This is a genomic window from Nonomuraea angiospora, assembly GCF_014873145.1.
GTDB classification, from domain to species: domain Bacteria; phylum Actinomycetota; class Actinomycetes; order Streptosporangiales; family Streptosporangiaceae; genus Nonomuraea; species Nonomuraea angiospora.
Genome location: NZ_JADBEK010000001.1, coordinates 5435906 through 5457729 on the forward strand (window position 1 = coordinate 5435906; position 21824 = coordinate 5457729).

A 21824-nucleotide genomic window follows, 5' to 3' on the forward strand; every position below is an offset into this window, starting at 1 on the left:
GTCCGCCACCGCGCCTGATTCCTTGTATGACACTTCATCGCGTCCCTTTCGTCACCGTTACACCCAATGTGAAAGCCCTTGGAGCATTCAATCTGGTTGCGGAGCGTCACGTACCGAAAAGGGCTGTTATCTGTTTTGTGATGATCGCACGTCTTGCCGGGAACGTCGGATTTTCTTACGTTGATCGTCGGAATGTGATCAGCTCCGAGCCGCGCGACCCTGAGGGCCGTGGCGGAGAGCGACGGTTGGTGCCTTTGTTGGTGTCCTTCGTTGTGGTTCGGAGTGTGATGGCGTATGCGCCGGGTTTCGTCATGGCGTCGTTCGGCTGGGATGATCCTTACGCTTGCCGGGTTAGCGCCGGGTCTGCTTGTGCTGCAGGCGTCGCCGGCCGCGGCTGTCCCGACGGTGGGCGCGGTGGCTGACTTTGGTGCCTTACCTGCGGTGCCGCAGCAGATGATGGGGTCGGTAACGACGCTGCCGCCGTTGGTGTCCGCGACCGAGGTTCCGGCCGCGGCTAAGCCTTCGGATGGGTGGCGCTCGGAGGTGACGCGGCCCAAGGGAGCGGTGCCGCTGGAGGACCGGACGGTGGATGCGGCGGACACCTCATCTGAGGATTCCGGGCTGCCGGCAGGGACGTTGCGGGCCGAGGCGGCCGATCAGGCGATCATGGCGGTCCCGACCCTGACGAATTGGTATCCGGCGCAGGGGCACCTGGTCGATTCGCTGACGCCGGCCTTGCGGGCGTGGGGGCTGAGCAACAACTCCAGCACCTCGAAGCTGTCCTATTTGTTCAAGCTGTGCGACAACGAGGCCATGACGACCGGGTGCACCGGCTCCGGCGCGTATGTGGCGGGTAACGCCAACAGCTGGAGCGTTCCGGCGGCCGGGAAGCTGGCCTGGGGCAAGCAGTACTGGTGGACGGTCACCGTCAAGGACTCCTACGACAACTCCACCACCACGTCGCCGAAGTTGACGTTCCTCACCGGTGTGCGGCAGCCGGCAGTGACTTCGCAGCTGTCCTCCTCCGGGGTGGAGGGGCGGGAGTTCAACCAGCAGACCGGTAACTACACCACCACGTCGACGGATTTGCAGGTGGCCACGGTGGGGCCGCCGCTGTCGGTGGTGCGGACCTACAACAGCATGGACCCGCGTACGGACGGCATGTTCGGGGCGGGCTGGTCGACGCGCTGGGACATGAAGGTCGTCAAGGAGGTGCGCGGCGCCTCCACCTCGGCGCTGGTCACCTATCCGGATGGGCGGCAGGTGAGGTTCGCCTCGAACGGGGACGGGACGTTCCAGCCGCCGCCCGGCATGTACGCGACGCTGGCCGAGGAAAGCGGCGGTTGGCGGTTGAGGGACAAGACCAACGCCATCTTCCTGTTCGACGCCGCCGGGCGGCTGACGAAGATGACTGACCAGCGGGGACGCAGCAGCGAGCTGACCTACGACTCGGGCGGGAAGCTGTCGAAGGTGATCGGGGTCGGGGGCCGGTCGGTGACGTTCACCTGGCAGGGCAACCAGGTCGCGACGGTGTCCAGCGACCCGGTCGATGGCAAGGCGCTGACCTGGACCTACGGCTACGATCAGGGCCGGTTGACGCAGGTGTGCGCGCCGGTGGCGGCACCGAACTGCACCACGTACGAGTACGGGGGCGGGTCGCTGTATCGCAGCAGCGTGCTGGATTCGGACCCGTTCGGCTACTGGCGGCTCGGCGAGGCCAGCGGCAACGCGATCGACCTGGGCTGGGGCGCGGGAGATGCCACCTACGACAGCACCGCCAAGCGCGCCCAGCCGGGCGCGCTGGCGGGCACGACGGACGGCGCGGTCGAGCTGACCACCAGCACCGGGGTGCGGCCCAAGGATGGGATCGTGCCGAAGATCGGCAAGTACGCGACCATGGAGGCCTGGTTCAAGACCAGCTCCGGCGGCACTGTCATGTCGCTGCGCACCGCCCCCGGCGCTACCAAGGAGGAGGTGTTCGGGGTCGGCACCGACGGCAAGCTGCGCAGTTCCTACCAGCCGACCGCCACCCCGATCACGTCCGCGGCGCCGGTCAACGACGGCGCCTGGCACCACGCGGTGCTCACCGTCGCCGACAACCTGCAGACCCTGTATCTGGACGGCGCGGTCGTCGGCACACTTACTGGAACCATTTCCGGCACCGAGAACCGGTACGTCACCACGATCGGCGGGCTGGCTGGCCTGGTGGACGAGGTCGCAATCTACGACCGCCCTCTGACCGCGCCCGAGGTGCAGCGACACTACGCGGCTCGTACCGGCGCCTCGCACAAGCTGGCCAAGGTGACGCTGCCGTCCGGCAGGGTGCACGCGGTCAACACCTACGATGACAAGACTGACCGGATCGCCACGCACACCGACGCTGACGGCGGCACCTGGAAGATCGGCACTGTCGGGATCGAGCAGCAGTCCGGTGAAGCGCAGGTGACGGTGACCGACCCGGACAACAAACCGCTGGTCTACCTGTATGACGCCTGGCGCGGCTACCGCATCCGGGGGGTGACGGACCAGCGCAACTTCACCACCTGGTACGAGTACGACCAGGCGGGCTTCCTCACCAAAGTGATCGACCGCAACAACATCGCCAACGACATCTACCAGGACAAGCGCGGCAACACCCTGGGCCGGAAGTACTGCCGGGCACCGAACGAGTGCGCGATCGAGTACTGGACCTACTACCTCAACGAGAACGACCCGTTCGACCCACGCAACGACCAAGTGACCGCCTATCGGGACGGCCGGTCGGCGAGCGACACCGACCCTGCCTACGCCACCACCACCGAGTACAACAACTTCGGCGAGCAAACCAAGGTGACCACCCCGGCCACGAACGACTTCCCGCAGGGCCGCTCGGAGAGCATCGCCTACACCGACGGCAGCGAACCGGCGGTCGGCGGCGGCACCACCCCGGCCGGTCTGACGAAGAGCAAGACCGACGCCCGCGGCAGCATCTGGCAGTACCGCTACACCGCGGCCGGGGACCTGGCCGAGCAGACCGCCCCCGAAGGTTTGGTCACCAAGCTGGACTACGACGTGCTAGGCCGCATGGCGGCCAGCACCCGCATCTCGGAGGCAGCGCCGGACGGAGCGAAGACCACCTTCGCCTACGACGGCTGGAACCGCCTGACCACGAGCACCGCTCCCGGGGTGAAGAACGAGATCAGCGGCGTCACCCACACGGCGCAGACCCGCACCACCTACGACCCGGACGGTAACCCGCTGACGCAGACGATCGCCGACCTGACCGGCGGCGACCCGGAGCGCACCACAACGGTCACCTACGACACGCACGGCCGCCAGGACTCCGTCACCAACCCCGAAGGCGGCATCGCCAAGCAGGACTGGAACCACCGCGGCCAGGTCATCCGCACCACCGACGCCCGCGGTACGGTCATCGAGCAGGCCTACACCGTACGCGGCGAGCTGTACACGCGCACGCTGAAGGGCTGGACCGGCAGCCCGGTCAACCCGCAGCCGGCCAAGGACGTGCTGCTGGAGACCCGCAGCTATGACGCGGGCGGGCGGCTGGATAGCGTCTTGAACAACGCAATGGGCCGCACGTCCAAGAACAACTATTGGATGGACAACCGGCTCAAGGAACAGATCGCCGTCAAGGCCAGGTTGAACGACCCCGCCGCCACACCGCGGGATGTGCTGGTCAAGGCCGAGGAGTATGACGCGGCCGGCAACCTGACCGCACAGATCGGCGGCAAGCAGGCCAACGGCCACGAGCTCGCCACGATCTTCGTATACGACAAGGCCAGCCGACTCACCGACCAGGTGCTGGACCCGCGCTCGAATGAGAACCCGGACGGGCTGGAACGCGTCACCAAGTTCGGCTATGACGCCAACGGCAACGTCACCAAGACCACCCGCACGGCCGCCGACAGCGACCGCACCGAAACCACCAGCTACCTCTACAACAAGCTGAACCAGCAGACCCGGCAGACCGTCGAAAACGGCGCCCAGGACCTCGTCTCCACCACCGAATACGACGATCGCGGCCTGCCCGTCGCCACCACGGACCCGCGCGGCAACGGCGATGGCGCCAACGCCACCGACTACACCACCACGATGCGCTACGACATCCTGGACCGGCTGGTGGAGACCAAGGCGCCGCAGGTGCAGGTGGACAGGAACGGCGCCGCCGCCCCGGCCCGCCCGACCGCCCTGGTCGGCTATGACACGGTAGGCAACACCACGCACCAGCGCGACGCCGAGAACCGCACCTTTACCTCGACCTTCGACAAGGCCGGCCGGGTGACCAGCGTCACCGCGCCCGCCTACACGCCGCCCGGCGGCAACCCGATCACCTCGACCGTCGAGCACGCCTACGACAAGGCCGGACAGCTCATCAGCACCACCGACCCGCTCGACAACGTCACCACCTACGACTACGACCAGCTCGGCCGGCAGGTCCGCGTCACCAACCCCGCCCCCGCCGACGGCCAGACCCCTGGCACCAGGGTGAGCGAGTACGACATGGCCGGTGAGAAACTGGCCACCGTCGATCCGACCGGCGCTCGTACCCAGGCCACCTACGACGACCTGGGCCGGCAGATCACCGCCACCCAGATCGAGCGCAAACCCGCCAGCGCCGCCTACACCACCAAGATGGAGTACGACGACGCTGGCCGGCTGGTCAAGCAGACCGTGCCCGGTTCCGGGACAGGCACCAAGTCCACCAGCTTCACCCTCAACGCGGCCGGCGAGGTCGAGACCGTCACCGACCCGGCAGGCAACGTGACCACCGAGTACGACTTGGCCGGGCGCCCGGTCAAGACGATCGATGCGAACAACAACGCCAGCGTCGCCGAGTATGACCTGGCCGGCCGCAAGGTCACGGTCAAGGACCTGCACGTAACCGATACCGGCGCCGAGACGCTGCGTACCTACGGATACGGCTACGACCTGGCGGGCAACCAGACCAGCGCCACCTCTCCGGAGGGCCACGTCATCCGGCAGACCTTCGACGCGTTGGGTCGCCTGACCTCGCTTATCGAGCCGGTCTCGGCCAGCCAGTCGATCACCACCAGTTACGGCTACGATGCCACCGGAGCCCGCACCCGCATCACCGATGGGCGAGGCAACGCCACCTGGACCAGCTACAACAGCCTCGGTTTGGCGGAAACGGTGACCGAGCCCTTCACAACGGCGCACCCGAACACGGCAGACCGCACCTGGACCCACATCTACGACGAGGCCGGAAACCCGAAGGCCACCATCCAGCCAGGCGGGGTACGCATCGACCGCACCTTCGACCGCCTGGGCCGACTCACCAAGGAGAGCGGCGCAGGCGGCGGCGCCGCCACAGCCGAGCGCACGTTCGGCTACGACCTGGCCGGCCGCCGCACCACCGCCGGTGACCTGACGGTCGACTACAACGACCGCGGCCTGCCCTTGAAGGTCTCCCGCGGCACTGCCCAGGAGACCGCCTATGCCTACGACGGGGTGGGAAGCCCCACCCAGCGCATCGACGCGGCTGGCACCGCCACCTTCACCTACGACACCGCCAACCGCCTCAAGACCGCCACCGACCCGGTCACCAACCGCACCCTCACCTACGGCTATGACGCGGCCAGCCGGTTGAAGACCATCACCGCCACCGGCACGGCCAGCACCCAGACCATCGACTACTACAGCACAAACCAGGTCAAGAGCCAGACACTGCAGAACGGCTCTGGCACCCAGCTCGCCAAGATCACCTACGAGTGGGACAAGGACGACAACCTCACCACCAAGACCACCGCAGGCACCGCCGGCGCGGGCACCAACACCTACGGCTACGACCACGCCGGCCGCCTCACCTCCTGGACCGCCCCCGGCGGCACCACCACCAGCTACGAATGGGACGCCGCCGGCAACCGCACCAAGGCTGGCAATGCGACGTTCAGCTACGACGAGCGCAACCGCCTCACCAACGGCGACGGCACCGGCTACACCTACACCCCGCGCGGCACCCTGGCCACCAGCACGAAGGCCAGCGCCACCACCACCTACACCTTCGACGCCTTCGACCGGCTCATCGTCGACGGCGACAGCCTCTACAGTTACGATGCCACGGACCGGATGACCAGCCGGATCCGCGGTACCGCCAAGCAGACCTTCGCCTACTCCGGACTCGGCAACGACCTGGCCGCCATCACCGACAGCGGCGGTGCCGTCCAGGCAAAGTACGCCCGCGACCTCGGCGGCGGCCTGCTCGGCCTCAAGGAGGGCACCGGCGCCGCGGTGGCCGCACTGAGCGACCTGCATGGCGATCTGGTGGCCACCTTTACTACCAGCCTGCAGTCCTCGGCCTCCTACGACCCGTTCGGCACCGTCACCGCCCAGACCGGCACCAAGACCAATCTCGGCTACCAGGGCGAGTACACCGACCCGGACACCGGCAAGGTCAACATGCACGCCCGCTGGTACCAGCCCGGCACTGGCACCTTCACCAGCCGCGACACCGCCACCCTGGACCCGAACCGGTCCGTGCAGGCCAACCGCTACACCTACGCCAACGCCTCACCCCTGACCGGCACCGACCCCACCGGCCACTACACCATCGACAGCGGCTCGCTCAGTGGGACCGGCTACGGCGGCTCCGGATCGAGCGGCTACACCACCATCCCAGCCGGTAGCTACAACAGCTCCGGATCTTCGGGAGGCGGACAGTGCATCGGCGGCTGCGGATCCCGAGAAGACATCGGAGGCGGGGCCACTGCGTGCGACATCCAGTCCTGTGGCAGCGCCACTGTCGATCCCACCTGGGCCCGGATGATCGAGCTGGAGAACGAAAAGAAATTCTGGCTTGGGCAGGACGAAATCGAAAGGCTCGGCCGAAAAGTCATGCCTAACGGTCGGCCGGTGCCGAAGAGGGCGGACGAGCTGGTCATCGACTTCTGGGACGCCAGCTGGGAAGCCCAGCTCGACTTCATGGAGAAATATGACCCCAGTCTCAGCGATAAATCTCTTGAGATCATGTGGGCCGTGACGGCCGCTTACCACAATCAGTATCCGACGCACCCTGACGGCTGCTATATCACCTGCGCAGAGGGTCCGCCGAGCCACGACAATGAAACGGCAATGCATCGAGCGGCGGAAGAGTTCGCACGCCAATGGGCTAAGGTGAAGGGTCCGGCGTGGACGGATGACATGGCCGCCAATTATGCCTATCTTCTAAAAGTTAAGAAGAACAAGGAGGCGGCGAAACGATACGTGAACGACTTCAAAAAGAGATGGGTGCAAGCCTATAGGGACGTCATCAATGCCGCAGCCGCGTACTTTAAAATCCCCAACCATCTTCTTGGTGGTATAGCCTATAACGAAGTTGGCGGAGACCCGACCTTCTTTGACGAAGCCGGATACATCGAAAAATTCGCGACAGGAGGCTTGGACGAAGCCTTGAAGACATCGTTCGGTCCCGTCCAGATGCAGCTTCGAGTGGCGGCTTACGTGCTTGGGTACACTAAGGGTGTCACCACCAGACAGGCAGAGCAGATTATGGCGCTCCTGCAAAACCCGGCAGCTAACCTGTTCATCGTCGCAAAGTACATCTCCGACGTCCATCAAAGCCCTAGGCGTTGGGGTGACGCGGAAGAACAGTATATCGTTGCGCACTACAATGGAGGGCCAAGCCACTGGCGGTCAAACGAAGCGCAGAGATATGCGAAAGACTATATGCACTACCGCACTTGGGTTAAGTCAGTCCTAGGGCCTGGAGGGGCGGTGGCCAACTAGTGCCTCTGAGAAGGACCCGAAAGCGGCCGCCACTCAATCGCGCCGGGAATCCTCGGGTGGCTATCCTTCTGTGGCGGTCCGCGTGGCTACTCTCGTTTATTGGCAGCGCACTGATCGCGCTGCCAGCTTTCCTCTTCACTATTCACGACATTAGTGGGGACGGCGAGAACACATATGGAATCGATCGCGACGCCGTCAATGCCATGCAGCTTTTCTTGTTCATTTCCTATTTCCCCGCAATAGCGGCTGTCTTTCTGCCGGTAAAGTCCGGGATACTGAGGTTCTTGGCCTGTGTCATGGTTGTGATCGTGACCATCCGACTCGTCGGGCTGCTGAGTCTGTAGCAGTGCCCACTTGCGGGCATGGCCAAGGCTGCGCGCGGCTGGCGGCCGGGTGCCGCTGCTGGACGAGCAGGCGGCCAGCACCGATGGTGGAGGCGGGGCGGACGACGTGGGATGAGCTGTCCGCGCGGCGCAGCGTCCGGGCCGCGCTCGCGCAGTCGCGGCCGCGCCCGTCACGTCCCTGGGACACACCTGCGCAGGCGAGCACCCGCCGACTCAGGCCGGCTGCCCCACGTCGGCCGGGGGTGAGACGTGAGCGCCGACCAGCTGGCACAGACAGAGGCGATGGTGGTCGAGCTCGGCGAGCATGTCGCCCTGCTGGGGGCCGCCGTTGGCTGACTGCAGGCGGCCAACGGCCAGAACGGCCAGGACCGCAAGCGTGGGCCACGACAGGAGGAAGCAGTGATCCGCCCCCTCCGTGGTGCTGGCCACGCTTGCGCCACGGCGAGAAGGCCGACCGGCTCGCCGAGCTGGCTGATTGGGTGCGCGACGTGCTGCTGGCCTGGCCGACGGCGCAACGAACGATCCCGCGCTGCTGGTCGCGGCACTGGGAGGTGATCGAAGAGCTGAGCATGCTGTACTGCGCCCGGAGCACCGCCTACCTGTGGGAGGAACGCACCGACCACTTCGCCTGCGAGTACCGGGACCGGTGGCTGCCCGGCGCCCTGGAGCGTCTGGACGTACGGTTGTGGCCGTGTGCCGAGAGCCATCAGCCGAACGGGACCCGGCGCGACAATGCCGAGCCGGTCGACCGCAGCATCGCCGAGTTGCGCCGACTATGACGCCCCTGGGCTGGGAGGATTCGGCCGGAGCCTGGACCTCGGGCGGGTGTGGCCGCAATCACGGAGCGTACGCGCCGGTCGAGGACCGGCAGCAGGTTCTGCGGCATAAAACATCGCTGCTTCGTTGGGGGCCCGGCCACCTTCAACGCCCGCCTGGACGCGCTCGGCTCCGCCTGTGCCTGATGGTGCGACCAGGACTGGCTGACCGGCGACCCGGTTTGCCGCATCCGCCTGCGCAGGTCGAGGTCGTCGACATCGATGGCGAGAACCTCTTCGGCCCGGGCCGCCGATTTGTACAGCAGCAGAAAGAGCGTCCGCTTGCCCAGCGGGCGCCGCGCCCGCGCCCGGGACCGCGCCAAGGCCCTCGACCGCGCCCTCATCGAGGCCCTGCTGTTGTTGACCTGCGCCATGGCCAGATGGAGTGGCACAGCGCACCCTACTGGCCACCACCTTGGCCACTTGGATGGCACGCGGCCAACTACCGCGTCATCTGACACCGGCAGTCGAACCGGGGCCGTACAGGACGCCGGACGGTCGAGGCCTTCAGCGCAAGGCCAGCGGCGCCAAGGTTTTCGAAAACCCTGCCGGCTGCGCGTGCGGCGACTACCGTGGACGCCGTACTTGGAGCGCGCCGATGCTGGCACCCTTCTCCCGGCCCGACGTCGCTAGCGTCGCCGCCCTGGAGAAGTCCGCGCTGAGCGACGACGAGAGCGCCGACCGCCTAGACGAGTAAGTCCTAAGTAGCTGCGGTACGGAGTGCGTACATAGCGAAGGGTGTTGACGATCGGTTTGTGACAACAGACCTCAACACCCTTCTCACCGCACTGTACGTCAGCATCGACGACTGGCTCGGACATCAGCCACGACTGGGACGCAAGCCGCAGCTGACCGACGCCGAACTGCTCACCCTGGCCGTCGCCCAGGTCCTGCTCGGCATCCACTCCGAGGCGCGCTGGCTGCGCTACGTCCCCAAGCACCTGCCCGGCGCCTTCCCCTACCTGCCCGGCCAGTCCGGCTACAACAAACGCCTGCACAAGGCCCTGCCGCTGCTCAAACGGGCTATCCGAGTGCTGGCATCCGACACCGACCTGTGGAGCGATCCAGTCTGGGTGGCCGACTCCACCCCGATCGAGTGCGGCCGCTCCCGCCCCACCACCCAACGCTCGGACCTGGCCGGCTGGGCCGGCTACGGCTACTGCCGCTCCCACTCCCGCTACTTCTGGGGCCTGCGCCTGCACCTGATCTGCACCCCCGCCGGACTACCCATCACCTGGGCCCTGGCCACCCCCAACATCGACGAACGCCAGGTGTTGATGGCCATCTGCGAGCACGACCCGCACCTGCTCGCCGACCGGCCCGGCCTGCTCATCGTCGCTGACAAGGGCTACATCTCCGCCGAACTGGACACCTTCCTGACCGAGCGCGGCGTGCGGCTGCTGCGCCCGTCCTACCGCAACCGCACCCCTCGCCCCGGCGAAGAGCTGCTCAAGCCGATCCGCCAGCTGATTGAGTCCGTCAACGACACGCTCAAGGGCCAGCTCGACCTGGAACTGCACGGCGGACGCACCGTCACCGGGGTCGGCGCCCGCATCGCCCAGCGCATCCTGGCCCTGACCGCCGCCATCTGGCACAACCGAGCCACCGGCCAGCCCATCACCCGATCCCTGATCGCCTACGACCACTGACCCGACTTAGGACTTACTCGTCTAGCGGCTCAATTGGAGCTCGGTCACCTGGCGGTCCCCGGCCTCGTCAACGGCAAGGTGTTCCTCGCGGTTACGGGTCCACCATCGACCGGCGATAAGCCCGGGCGAAGATCGACGCGGTGGCTGGCAGCGACGACGCCATCGGGCTCTTTCTGCAGGCGATCGACGTCTTCGCAGGCCTCCTCGACAACCGCGACCTCGACCTCGGCTCTCCCTTGCGTTCGGCCACCAAGGAAGGGCGGCTGTGCAGGGTGGCATTCGGTCGGCTCGTCCCTGACACGGTTGCTAACGCCACCTGGTTCCGCGACACGTGGCCGCCGGAGAAGCCTCAGAGATCAGGAGAGAGCACCCCGGTCAAGACCGAGCAGGGCACCGAGGCGCCAGGGGACACGTGGCGCGTCTGGACAAGGATCTCGGGCCAACGTGGAGGCAGTGAAGGCCACCGCCGCCAAGCTCCTCAAGCACCCGAAGGACATGGACAAGCTGCGTGACGTCAACCGAGGGCTGACCGATGGCCAGCGCCTTCAGGCCATTGACGACATCAACGACGCGATCGAGGACCTCAACGGTACGATCAACATGGTGAGCAGGATGAAGCCGAAGCCTCCCTCGGAGGCAGCCGGTGACGACGTCAACCCCGATACCCAGTCGGCGGGCGCCGCATGAGTGGCTTCACCGACGAACATCACCGGCCGATCGGCGGCTAACTTACAGGGCGACGTACGGCGTGAAGGAGCCGAACGCGAAGCTCTCGGGCCTTACGGCAAGTTCACTCTTTTCGCTGGCCTTGATGACCACGGCCCCTTGGGGGAGCTCTGCCGGTGTCATGGATCACAATCTCATGCCGGTCTCACGGCCCGCCTCCACAGCTGGGATGGCCGACTCGAGGTGCTGAGGGAGGCGGGGCAGCATACCGACCTGCGCTGAGAAGATCAGCGCGCGCATCCGGTGACCGGAACCCCTCGGTGACCAGCGTCTCCCGGGCCCTGGCCAATGCGGAGTCGGCCGGAACGGCGGTCTAACTTCACCCCAGCGCCGCGCCGTATCCCAGCCCATAGGGTGGAGCCGAGACGGCAGGGTGAGGCGACGACTTCGATGAGAGCGGGCAGCTTGCGCTGCGGAGATCATTGAGTCGTGTACGGGGTAGAGCACGTGCCGAGCACTACGACCGCCCTCCTTAGATGGTGCAGGCATGCTTGGAGCGCGGATCCATTTCGAGGAGCTGTGATGCAATGATCGAATAGGGTGTCGGGTGTGCTCGGTGCGTGCTCGTACGCCCCGTCACACGCCGTCAGGACCCGGCACTGCCTGACACGCGAAGTACGCTGAGCCGGGACGAACTATCATCTAACGTCACTGCGCGACACTAAAAGATCTTGCTTCTAATCCGACGGTCGCAGGTTCGAATCCTGCAGGGCGCGCTTTGATCATGGTCTGAACTGCGGTTATGCGGGATCGGATGCGTTCTAGAATTTTCGTCTAGCGGTTGCGTGCTCCGTACGTGCTCGCGCGCACCAACCCCGCACACACCATGATCAACATCAGCGTTCCGGCGCTACCTCGGCAAAGGAAACGGCCCCGTGATCGCCGTGCAAGCGCGGCGATCACGGGGCCGGTTCCTGATGTAGCCGGTCAGGCCCGCAGCGGGATCACCTCTCCCGGCTCCTCCCGGTCCTCCTCCTCGGCGAGCAGCAGTGCTGCGGTCTTCTCCGCGGCCGCCATCGCCACCTCGGGGAAGACCGAGGTGTAGGTGTCGGCCGTGAAGGAACTGGAGGTGTGCCCCAGCGTCTCCTGCACGACCTTCATCTCTACCCCGGCGGCCAGCATCAGCGAGGCGGCGCCGTGGCGGAGATCATGGAGGCGGACGGGTGGCAGGCCGGCGAGGTAGGCCAGCCACAGGAACTGGTCGGTGACATGCTGCGGATGCAGCCGATCCCCATCCGATTGGGTGAAGACGAACCCGGTGTCCTTCCACGCCTCGCCAGTGGCCAGCCGTTCCTGGAGCTGCCGCTGCCGGTGGGCACGCAGCGTTGTGGCGGTTTCGGCGTCCAGGGCGATGGTGCGTACCGAGGCGTCGGTCTTGGGCGTGCCTTCGTGGACCTACCCGGCCAGCTGGACCAGTTGCCAGTTGATCGTGATGGTGTGGGCGTCGAGGTTGACCTCCTTCCAGCGCAGCCCGCACGCCTCTCCCCGGCGCAGCCCGCGCAGGGCGATCAGCCGGTACAGGGCGAAGAGGCGGTGCCGCTGGGCCTCTTCCAGGAACAGCCGGGTCTGAGCCGGCGTCCAGACCATCACCCGGGAAGGCCGGGGCGTGCTGGTGTAGGCGTCGATCGGATCCCCCCGCCGCCCGTCACTGCGCTGCCTTTCTGCACGCAGGCGCTCGTGGAAGGCTCAGACAGGGCTTGATCCGGTTTGACGGACATCCGAGATCAGGGGTTTGTCCCCGGAAGGATGTCCATGATGGAGAGCATGGGGAAGAAGAAGCCGCGTCCTCGCTGCTCGTTCACGCGGGAGTTCAAAGCCGAGATCGTCGAGCTGTGCCAGCGTGGTGACCGCTCGGTCGGTCAGGTGGCCAAGGACTTCGATCTGACCGAGACCGCGGTGCGCCAGTGGATCCGCCAGGCCGAGGTCGACGCCGGGCAGCGGGACGGGCTGACCAGCAGCGAACGCCAGGAACTGGAGGCGTTGCGGCGGGAGAATCGGCGGCTGCGCGAGGACGTCGACGTCCTCAAGCGAGCGACAGCTTTCTTCGCCAAGGAGACCCGGTGAGCGTGCACCCGTTCATCGAGGCGGAAAAGCAGGGCGGCCACAGCGTCAAACGGGCGTGTGAGCTGCTGGGAGTCTCCCGTGCCGCCTTCTACGCCCGCCGCAGTGCCATGCCTGGGCCCCGCGCGATGCGCGACGCGCAGCTGGCCGAGCGCATCGCCGAGGTGCACGCGCGCTCACGAGGCAGCTACGGCGCGCCGAGGGTGCATGCGCAGCTGCAGCGGGACGGGCAGCAGTGTGGCCGGCGACGGGTGGCCCGGCTGATGCGCGCGCTCGGCCTGACCGGGCGGCATCGGCGCCGCCGCCGGCAGACCACCATCCCCGACCCGAACGCCGAGGCCCGACCGGACCTGATCGGCCGTGACTTCACGCCCGATGCCGCCGTCGATACCCGCTGGTGCGGCGACATCACCTACATCCCCACCGAGGAAGGCTGGCTGTATCTGGCCACCGTCATCGACATCGCCTCCCGCCGGGTGGTGGGCTGGGCGACAGCCGATCACCTGCGTACCGACCTGGTCGCCGAGGCCCTGCGCCAGGCCTGCGCACGCCGCCGCCCCACCAGGCCGGTGATCTTTCATTCGGACAGGGGCTGTCAGTACACCAGCGCCGCTTACGCCGCCCTGGCTGAACGGCTCGGGGTGCGGTTGTCGGTCGGACGCACCGGCCAGTGCTGGGACAACGCGCTGGCCGAGTCGTTCTTCGCCACGCTCAAGGGCGAGCTCCTCGAGGCCCAGTCCTGGCCCACCCACGCTGCCGCCCGCAGCGCGATCTTCGAGTTCATCGAGGGCTGGTACAACCTGCACCGCTTGCACAGCAGCCTGGGCTACCGTAGCCCCGCCGACTTCGAGGCCACCGCGGCCTGAACACCACAACGATGGTGTCCGTCAAAGCGGATCAAGCTCAGATGGTGTCGAAGCACGCCTCGATATCCGCCTCCAGCACCCACTCATAGCGGTGAGAACCCATGCGGTGGATCTCGGCGATCGCGTCGTGCGCACGCCGGTTCGGGCGAAACCCATACGAGCACGGCGCAAAGTCCGCTTCGAAGATGGGTTCCATGACCAGCTTCAGCGACGCCTGAACGACCCTGTCGGCGAGCGCGGGAATGCCCAGCCGGCGCTTCTTGGAAGTGCCGGGCTTGGGGATCAGCCGCTCTCGAACCGGCAGAGGCTGGAACGTCCGAGCGCGTAGCTGCTCCCGGATTTCGTTCAGGAACGCCTCTTCGCCCCACCGGCAGGGATATCGCGGGCCGTCAGCCCGTCGATGCCCGCCGTGCGGGACCCGGTGTTACCCCGGACCCGACGCCACGCAACCACGAGGAACGCCGGGTCAGCGACCAGGTTGAACAGATCATCAAACCGGCGAGCACGATCCTCACCGGCCCAGCGGTGCAGTTTGGTCTGAATACTCAGTACCCGCCACTCGGCCGTCTCCGGCTCCAGCAGCAGCGCGCCCAAGTTCACGAGCGGCCTCCTGACCTGACGTCCCTACCTGCCCGAAACTGCTGCCCGCCTTCCCCATGTACGCGGCTTTCCCGCGCTCGGAGTACTACGCAGGCTCCGCCCCACCCCGCGCCTTCGGCAGACGACGCACCTATCCCCGAACCCGTCCTCGAAGAGACCGAGTTCGGGGAGCGACACGAGATGGTTCCCACGTTCACTGCTGACCGCTCGCGAGAGGAGGTGCCCAGCTATGCCCCTGCGGCATCGCTCCGGCTACGCCGTAGACCTTCACCAGAGCCTCCCGGCCAAGCGCGACAACCGGCCCAGGAGTTCCCCACCAAGCACCTCCGCCCGGCGGGTACGCACCGCAACCCAGCCCATATCCGCCAGATTCGAGCTGGTGGAAGCCTTGAAGGGCGTTACACCACTGGTTCCTCACGTACACCTTTCCCGCTCGTTAACCAGGCCCGCGCCGTCTGGCAGTACCGGCACGCCCTGACGTTGTCGAGGCTGCTCCCACCCTCACCCACGCCTCCGGGATCAGGCTGCCTCCCACTTCACACGACCTGCTACGACAGGCCGTCGGCGGAGCCCTTCCATCTCCGCACGGTCAAACAGCGCCTCGTGGCGCACGCCGCACCGCTTCCGCTCCTCGGGCCTTGGCAGCCCTGCGGTACGGGTCGGTTTGCCATCGAACAACCTTGTGATCTAGCCGTAAGACCTCCGGAGGGCGGAGATGCTCAACCATCGAGTGACCGTCCGGCGCAAGTGCAGCGCGGTGTCGTTGCAACGATCGCCATCATTTTCCCGAAGTAACCGACCGGTCCTTGCTGCACCATTCATCATGAAGCTATGACGAGTGGATGGCCACCGAATGGCGCACGGTAAGATGCCCCATGCTCGAAGTCGTTCATCGCTGGCCGCCGGCCGGGGGCTCCACCGTGGCTGAACCGTGGCCGTCCACTAACGACTTTGCCGCCCGCCTCGGCGTCATCAGAAACACGATCTACCAGATCGCGGAGAAGGGGATGGCGGCCCACGAGGTCGGACAACTCTGCAAGTTCCAAGCCAGCGAGGTCGGCGCCTGGGCGCTCAGCGGCAGCGCGGCACCTGGAAGCTCACAGGGCGAAGTGGAGTGAGCCCAGATGCGGATCATCGACAACGTCAACGAACTACTCGGGGATGACCTCAAGGCCGAAATCGGCCCGGGAACGAAGCTGCGCATCGCGGCGTCAACCTTCTCGATCTTCGCGTTCGAGGCGCTACGCAAGGAGTTGGAGCGGATCGAGGAGTTGGAGTTCATCTTCACCTCTCCCTCGTTCGTGACCACGAAAGCCACCGACAGGCTGCCCAAGGAGCGGCGGGAGTTCTTCATCCCGCATGGGCGGAACGGCGAGTCGACCTTGTACGGCTCCGAGTTCGAGATCCGCCTGCGTAACAAGATGACTCAGCGGGCAATCGCGCGCGAGTGTGCAGAGTGGGTGCGCCGCAAGGTGTGCTTCCGCTCAAACAAGACCGGCGCGCCGATGCAGCAGTTCGCGATCGTTGGCGACAGGGCAACTTACCTGCCGCTCCAAGGATTCACTTCGGCCGACCTCGGTTACGAGCGCGGGAACGCTGTGTCAAATATGGTCACCAAGGTTGACGACGCACCGATGACGTCACAGTACGTCCAGCTCTTCGACCAAATCTGGCACAACGCAGACCAGCTCGACGACGTGACGGATGCCGTATACGACCACATCGCCTCGGTGTATGCGGAGAATTCCCCGGCCCGCATCTACTTCCTGATCCTGTACAACTTGTTCGCCGAGTTCCTCGACGACATAAGCGAGGACACGCTGCCCAACGACCTCACGGGTTACCGGGACAGCGCGATCTGGAAGAGCCTCTACAACTTCCAGCGGGATGCTGCGACGGGCATCATCAACAAGCTCGAGACGTACAACGGCTGCATCCTCGCCGACAGTGTAGGGCTCGGAAAGACGTTCACCGCGCTCGCCGTAATCAAGTACTACGAGCTGCGCAACAAGTCCGTCCTGGTGCTGGCTCCGAAAAAGCTGGCGGAGAACTGGACGAACTACAACGCGAATCTGACAACGAATATCTTCGCATCCGACCGGTTCAACTACGACGTGCTTGCCCACACCGATCTGTCACGCACGAAGGGCGAGTCTCTGGGCATCCCGCTGGACCGGGTGAACTGGGGCAACTATGACCTCGTCGTCATCGACGAGAGCCACAACTTCCGCAACGCGGACTTCACCATCGAGAAGGAGACCCGCTACCAGCGGCTGATGCGGCAGGTCATTCAGCAGGGCGTGAAGACCAAGGTGCTGATGCTCTCCGCCACGCCCGTGAACAACCACTTCACCGACCTGCGCAACCAACTCGCGCTCGCCTACGAGGGCGAGTCCCAAAACCTCGCGGCGAAGCTCGACATCTCCACGAGCGTCGAGGAGGTGTTTCGCCAGGCACAACGGGTGTTCAACGAGTGGTCCAAGCTACCCGCTGAGCAGCGCACCACCGACACGATCCTTGCCAAGCTGGACTTCGACTTCTTCGAGTTGCTCGACGCGGTAACAATCGCGCGATCCCGCAAGCACATCCAGGCGTTTTACGACACCTCAGATATCGGCGCCTTCCCCAAACGGCTCCCGCCTGAGTCAATCCAGCCACCACTGACGGATGTGCCCGGCGTGCCGTCGTTCAACGAGATGTTCGAGCAACTCTCGTCGCTCACCCTTGCCGTATATGCGCCCCTAGCCTATGTGTTCCCGAGCCGGCGCGAGAAATACGAGTTGCTCTTTGGCAAGGCAGACAGTGGGAGCCTGAGAAACCTCGGCCACGCGAACCGCGAGCTCGGCATCCAAAAGCTCATGACGGTGAACCTGCTCAAGCGGCTTGAGAGTTCAGTCGAGGCCTTCCGGATCACTCTCACCAAGCTCGCCTCCACTGTCGACCAGGCGATCCAGGCAATCAACAATCATTCCGCTTCTGTCGCAGACCTGATTGCGCAGATTGGTGACCTGGAAGCCGACGACGATGACTTTGAGTTGCCGCCCAGTAACACGGTCGGTACTAGGGTGCAGATCGATCTTGACGACATCGACATCGAGTCCTGGCATCGCGACCTTGTCTACGATGCTGGTGTCATTAACGAGCTGCTCACCGGGGTCAGCGTCGTCACTCCGCAACACGACCTAAAGCTCCAAGCACTGAGGCAGCGCATCCAGGACAAGATTGCCATGCCGATCAATGCTGGCAATCGCAAGGTCCTCATTTTCTCGGCGTTCGCTGACACAGCTGGCTACCTCTACCGGGAACTCGCTCCGGGACTCGAACGTGCCGGCCTGCACTCTGCGGTGGTGACCGGCAGCGGTGCGCCGCGCACCACCCTGGGCAAGGGCTTTGCCTTCCAACAAGTCTTGACGCTGTTCTCACCAAGGTCGAAGTCCCGTGACCTTGTGATACCTAACGAGAAGCGCGACATCGATGTGCTGATCGGCACCGACTGCATCAGTGAAGGCCAGAACCTCCAGGACTGCGACTACCTGATCAACTACGACATCCACTGGAACCCGGTCCGTATCATCCAGCGGTTCGGCCGCATCGACCGCATCGGCTCGACGAACGCGCAGATTCAACTCGTGAACTTCTGGCCCGACATCTCACTGGACGAGTACATCAACCTCAAGGACCGAGTCGAGAACCGCATGGTCATCGCCGACCTCGCCGCGACCGCTGACGACAATGTGCTCACCCAGGAGTCCAGTGACACGGCCTTCCGGAAGGAGCAGCTACGCAAGCTCCAGGAAGAGGTCATCGAGCTGGAGGACGTGCGCACCGGCGTGTCCATCACCGACCTTGGCCTCAACGACTTCCGCATGGATCTCCTCGGCTACGTCAAGGAGTACGGCGACCTCGCCGCGGCGCCCAAGGGGCTCCATGCGGTCGTACCAGCGCGGCCTGACATGGGCCTGCGGCCCGGCGTACTCTTCGCGCTCCGCAACATCAATGCCGATGAGACCATCAACCGAGGAAACCGCCTGCACCCGCATTACCTGGTGTATCTCGACAATGACGGCAACGTCATCGCCGACCACACGGAAGTCAAGCGTCTGCTGGACCTCATCCGAGCGGGTTGCCGCGTCTACGACGACCCCGTTGCCGAGGTCTGCCGCATCTTTAATGCAGCGACTCATGAAGGTGCGGACATGGACCATTATTCCGACCTGCTTACCGCTGCTATCAGGTCGATGGTCGACGTCACCGAGGAACACGATCTCGACAGCCTCTTCAGCGCCGGGCATACCACCGCCCTCACTCAGACCATCGGCGGCCTCGACGACTTCGAACTGATCGCGTTTCTTGCCGTCGTCGACCCGACCTCCGGAGCCGTTGGATGAGCGCTCCTCTATATCGTTGGCCAGCGACTGCCAAGTTCGGTCGCGTCATCCCCAAGACCAAGTTCTACGAGCACGCCACCATCTCGACCACGGTGCGGGAGAAGTTCGTCAATGAGGTCCAGCGAATAACCTGGGCGTACAAACTCGCCGACGAGACGATCCACCTTCGCTGCAGCAGTACCGTGCCCGAGATCCAGGTCTTCACCGTCGACGCCAAGGACGACGACGTGAGCGAAACCGTACTTACCGCTATCGACAAAGCCGTGCCTTTCCCGATCATCTTCGAGATCATCCGAGGCACAGGCAACTACGCCCAAACACGCATGATCGCCGCCCACAAACAACTCGGGAGCACACCGCCACAGTTGAGCGCGTACTTCGCGACAGACTGGCTTCCCGCGGACACACCCCGTGCGCCGTTGCCTCCGGCCATCGACCTACCGAGCCTTTACTCGGGTCTCCTGACGCCAATCCTCCCCTTCGCAACCCGCTCTGGGGAGAAAATGTCGGAGGTGATCGGCAGGATGGACCAGGCACGCAAGCTCGAACGCGAGATCGCCGGTCTGGAGAGGCGAATTCGAAGCGAACCGCAGCTCAACCGCAAGGTCGAGCTGCGACGACGGCTTCGCGACCGGACCGCTGCGCTTGCCGCACTGACTGACCCTGCAGCACGAACGACTGAGGACGCCCCGTGGAGAAGCTGAGGATGCACTCGCCCGATCTAACCGAACGGAACATCGACAAGATCGCTGAACTGTTCCCGACGGTCATCACAGAGGGCCGCGATGAAGAGGGAAACCCCACGAGGGCCGTCGACTTCGACCTGCTTCGCCAGGAACTGTCGGACCACGTGATCGAGGGTCCGCAGGAGCGCTATCAGCTCAACTGGCCCGGCAAGCGTGAGGCGCTCTTCGCAGCGAACGCGCCGATCGCCAAAACACTGCGCCCCGTTCGCGAGGAGTCCGTCGAGTTCGACAGCACACAGAACCTCTTCATCGAAGGAGACAACCTCGACGCGCTCAAGCTCATTCAGGAGTCCTACCTCGGTAAGATTAAGCTCATCTACATCGACCCGCCCTACAACACGGGTAACGATTTTGTGTACTGCGATGACTTCGCAGCGACCACTGCCGAGTACCTGGCCCGGTCAGGCCAGGTTGATGACGAGGGAAACCGTCTAGTCGCAAACACGGAGTCCAACGGTCGGTTCCACTCGGACTGGCTCAGCATGATGTACCCCAGAGTCAAACTCGCCCGGACCCTCTTGCGGACTGATGGCGTTTTCGTTGCAAGTATCGACAGCCACGAGACCCACAACCTCAGGAAGATCTGTGATGAAGTTTTCGGTGAACGGAACTTCGTTGCCGAAGCGATCGTCATCGCGAGTCCCAGGGGGCGTCAATCCGACTCATTTCTCGCAGGTGTACACGACTCGCTTCTGATCTACGCACGCGACCGGCAGTTCGCCAAGGTCGGAGGGCTTCCTCTCGACGAGGAGCAGAGGGGCGACTTCAAGTTTCACGATCCAGAACTTGGCCCCTATCGTCTGCTCGGGCTCAGGCAACGGGGGACAGCATCTAAGCGAAGCGACCGGCCCGAGATGTACTTTCCTATCTATGTTTCCTCAGATGGCGACCGCGTATCAGTGGATTCAGAACCAGGATGGCACGAGGTGCTGCCTCGCAAGTCAGATGGTTCAGATGGTCGATGGGCGTGGGGACGGGACCGTTGTCGGGCACTGAATCACCTGCTTGTGGCTCGGTGGATCGAGCGCCGCGGGGAGTACGACATATTTACAAAAGATGCACTCTTCCGCGAAGGTGTGGAGCGGCAGCGAAAGTTCAAGACGCTCTGGGCCTCAAGTTCATTCGATAACCAGAATGGAACGCAGGAGACTAAAGCCCTAATGGGCGGCGACTTCATGAGCTACCCAAAACCGGTTGCCCTTATGCGAGACATCTGTTTGCTGGGAGCCCCGGACGGTGGAATTGTGGTTGATCTGTTCGCTGGCTCGGGCACAACTGCACAGGCAGTGCTGGAGACTTCTGCCATCGACGGCAAGCCACGACAGTTCCTGCTGACACAACTCGATGAGGCGCTGCCGGAGAAGTCTCCAGCACGCAGGGCCGGCTATGAGACCATCGCCCAACTGAGCCGTGAGCGAATCCGCCGCGCCGCAGCGAAGGTAGCCACCGATGCTGGTGTCACTGTCGGTGGCCTTGATCTTGGCTTCCGTACCCTACGAGTCGACTCCACGAACCTTGCCGATGTTCTTCGCACACCGGACGGCCTTGGCCAGGATGAGCTCGACCTGTACACCGACAGCATCAAGCCGGGCAGGACGGAGGAGGATCTGCTGTTCCAGGTTCTGCTTGGCTGGGGACTTGATCTGACGATGCCGATCGCGATCGAGGTCTTCGACGGTCGGGAGATCTTTGTCGTCGATGATGGGGCCCTAATCGCATGTTTCGCCGACGAAGTCAGTCCTGCTGTCGTGCGCGAAATCGCGAAACGGGAGCCGCTGCGTGTGGTCTTCCGTGATTCGGGTTTCACTACGGATGCTGACCGCATCAACGCCGAGCAGGTGTTCGCTGAGGTTTCGCCCGCGACCGATGTGAAGGCGATCTGAGCC

At 64.7% G+C, this 21824-nt stretch carries 16 protein-coding genes; 11 read left to right on the top strand and 5 right to left on the bottom strand.

The features are described 5' to 3' along the window. Nucleotides 1–330 precede the first annotated feature (330 nt). Nucleotides 331–7743: an RHS repeat-associated core domain-containing protein gene (locus tag H4W80_RS24620; RefSeq protein WP_192787262.1), complete on the top strand. Its 7413-nt coding sequence runs from the start codon at nt 331–333 to the stop codon at nt 7741–7743. Between the two features lie 56 nt (nt 7744–7799). After that, nucleotides 7800–8087, top strand: coding sequence for a hypothetical protein (locus tag H4W80_RS24625; protein WP_192787263.1), 288 nt, complete (start codon nt 7800–7802; stop codon nt 8085–8087). 213 nt (nt 8088–8300) lie between these two features. On the opposite strand, the gene H4W80_RS24630 is transcribed toward H4W80_RS24625, so the two are convergent. Beyond that, nucleotides 8301–8516: a hypothetical protein gene (locus tag H4W80_RS24630; RefSeq protein WP_192787264.1), complete on the bottom strand. Its 216-nt coding sequence runs from the start codon at nt 8514–8516 to the stop codon at nt 8301–8303. A 2-nt stretch (nt 8517–8518) separates the two neighbouring features. Between H4W80_RS24630 and H4W80_RS24635 the strand changes: the two genes are divergently transcribed. The 3 genes from H4W80_RS24635 (at nt 8519) to H4W80_RS24645 (ending at nt 11238) form a co-directional block, all read left to right on the top strand. After that, the gene (locus tag H4W80_RS24635) at nt 8519–8866 is read left to right on the top strand and encodes a hypothetical protein (protein WP_192787265.1); all 348 of its coding nucleotides are present in this window, start codon (nt 8519–8521) and stop codon (nt 8864–8866) included. A 791-nt stretch (nt 8867–9657) separates the two neighbouring features. Beyond that, nucleotides 9658–10551, top strand: coding sequence for an IS982 family transposase (locus H4W80_RS24640; RefSeq protein ID WP_192787266.1), 894 nt, complete (start codon nt 9658–9660; stop codon nt 10549–10551). 444 nt (nt 10552–10995) lie between these two features. Then, on the top strand, nt 10996–11238 hold the full coding sequence (locus H4W80_RS24645; protein ID WP_192787267.1) for a hypothetical protein: 243 nt from the start codon (nt 10996–10998) through the stop codon (nt 11236–11238). Nucleotides 11239–12204: 966 nt separating this feature from the next. Here H4W80_RS24645 and H4W80_RS24650 read toward each other — a convergent pair. Further along, the gene (locus H4W80_RS24650) at nt 12205–12630 is read right to left on the bottom strand and encodes a tyrosine-type recombinase/integrase (RefSeq protein ID WP_192793711.1); all 426 of its coding nucleotides are present in this window, start codon (nt 12628–12630) and stop codon (nt 12205–12207) included. Between the two features lie 42 nt (nt 12631–12672). Then, nucleotides 12673–12867 (bottom strand): site-specific integrase, encoded by a 195-nt coding sequence (locus tag H4W80_RS24655; protein ID WP_192787268.1) that lies wholly within the window; start codon nt 12865–12867, stop codon nt 12673–12675. A gap of 162 nt (nt 12868–13029) precedes the next feature. Here H4W80_RS24655 and H4W80_RS24660 point away from each other — a divergent pair, with 162 nt between their 5' ends. Both H4W80_RS24660 and H4W80_RS24665 read left to right on the top strand, forming a co-directional pair. After that, nucleotides 13030–13341: a transposase gene (locus H4W80_RS24660; protein ID WP_192787269.1), complete on the top strand. Its 312-nt coding sequence runs from the start codon at nt 13030–13032 to the stop codon at nt 13339–13341. Then, complete coding sequence (locus H4W80_RS24665; protein WP_192787270.1) at nt 13338–14204, top strand: IS3 family transposase; 867 nt, start codon at nt 13338–13340, stop codon at nt 14202–14204. Before H4W80_RS24660 ends, H4W80_RS24665 begins: the two co-directional genes overlap by 4 nt. A gap of 37 nt (nt 14205–14241) precedes the next feature. Here H4W80_RS24665 and H4W80_RS61030 read toward each other — a convergent pair whose 3' ends face one another. Together H4W80_RS61030 and H4W80_RS61035 are read right to left on the bottom strand one after the other, a co-directional pair. Next, complete coding sequence (locus H4W80_RS61030) at nt 14242–14553, bottom strand: reverse transcriptase domain-containing protein (RefSeq protein ID WP_318787624.1); 312 nt, start codon at nt 14551–14553, stop codon at nt 14242–14244. Then, nucleotides 14550–14804 (bottom strand): hypothetical protein, encoded by a 255-nt coding sequence (locus tag H4W80_RS61035; protein WP_225963642.1) that lies wholly within the window; start codon nt 14802–14804, stop codon nt 14550–14552. The genes H4W80_RS61030 and H4W80_RS61035 overlap by 4 nt, the downstream gene beginning before the upstream one ends. 842 nt (nt 14805–15646) lie before the next feature. Between H4W80_RS61035 and H4W80_RS24675 the strand changes: the two genes are divergently transcribed. Genes H4W80_RS24675 through H4W80_RS24690 form a run of 4 tightly spaced genes read left to right on the top strand, consistent with a single transcriptional unit; the run spans nt 15647 to nt 21821 of the window. Further along, entirely contained in the window at nt 15647–15922 is a 276-nt protein-coding gene (locus tag H4W80_RS24675) for a MerR family transcriptional regulator (RefSeq protein ID WP_225963643.1), read from the top strand. Nucleotides 15923–15928: 6 nt separating this feature from the next. Then, the gene (locus H4W80_RS24680) at nt 15929–19192 is read left to right on the top strand and encodes a helicase-related protein (RefSeq protein ID WP_192787271.1); all 3264 of its coding nucleotides are present in this window, start codon (nt 15929–15931) and stop codon (nt 19190–19192) included. Continuing rightward, nucleotides 19189–19896 (top strand): DUF4391 domain-containing protein, encoded by a 708-nt coding sequence (locus H4W80_RS24685; RefSeq protein ID WP_192787272.1) that lies wholly within the window; start codon nt 19189–19191, stop codon nt 19894–19896. The genes H4W80_RS24680 and H4W80_RS24685 overlap by 4 nt, the downstream gene beginning before the upstream one ends. Next, the gene (locus tag H4W80_RS24690) at nt 19884–21821 is read left to right on the top strand and encodes a site-specific DNA-methyltransferase (protein ID WP_192787273.1); all 1938 of its coding nucleotides are present in this window, start codon (nt 19884–19886) and stop codon (nt 21819–21821) included. Before H4W80_RS24685 ends, H4W80_RS24690 begins: the two co-directional genes overlap by 13 nt. Nucleotides 21822–21824 lie beyond the last annotated feature (3 nt).

Coding starts and splice junctions, on each gene's coding strand:
- H4W80_RS24620 (WP_192787262.1), top strand. CDS start 331: ATGATCCTTACGCTTGCCGGGTTAGCGCCGGGTCTGCTTGTGCTGCAG.
- H4W80_RS24660 (WP_192787269.1), top strand. CDS start 13,030: ATGATGGAGAGCATGGGGAAGAAGAAGCCGCGTCCTCGCTGCTCGTTC.
- H4W80_RS24685 (WP_192787272.1), top strand. CDS start 19,189: ATGAGCGCTCCTCTATATCGTTGGCCAGCGACTGCCAAGTTCGGTCGC.
- H4W80_RS24675 (WP_225963643.1), top strand. CDS start 15,647: ATGGCCACCGAATGGCGCACGGTAAGATGCCCCATGCTCGAAGTCGTT.
- H4W80_RS24680 (WP_192787271.1), top strand. CDS start 15,929: ATGCGGATCATCGACAACGTCAACGAACTACTCGGGGATGACCTCAAG.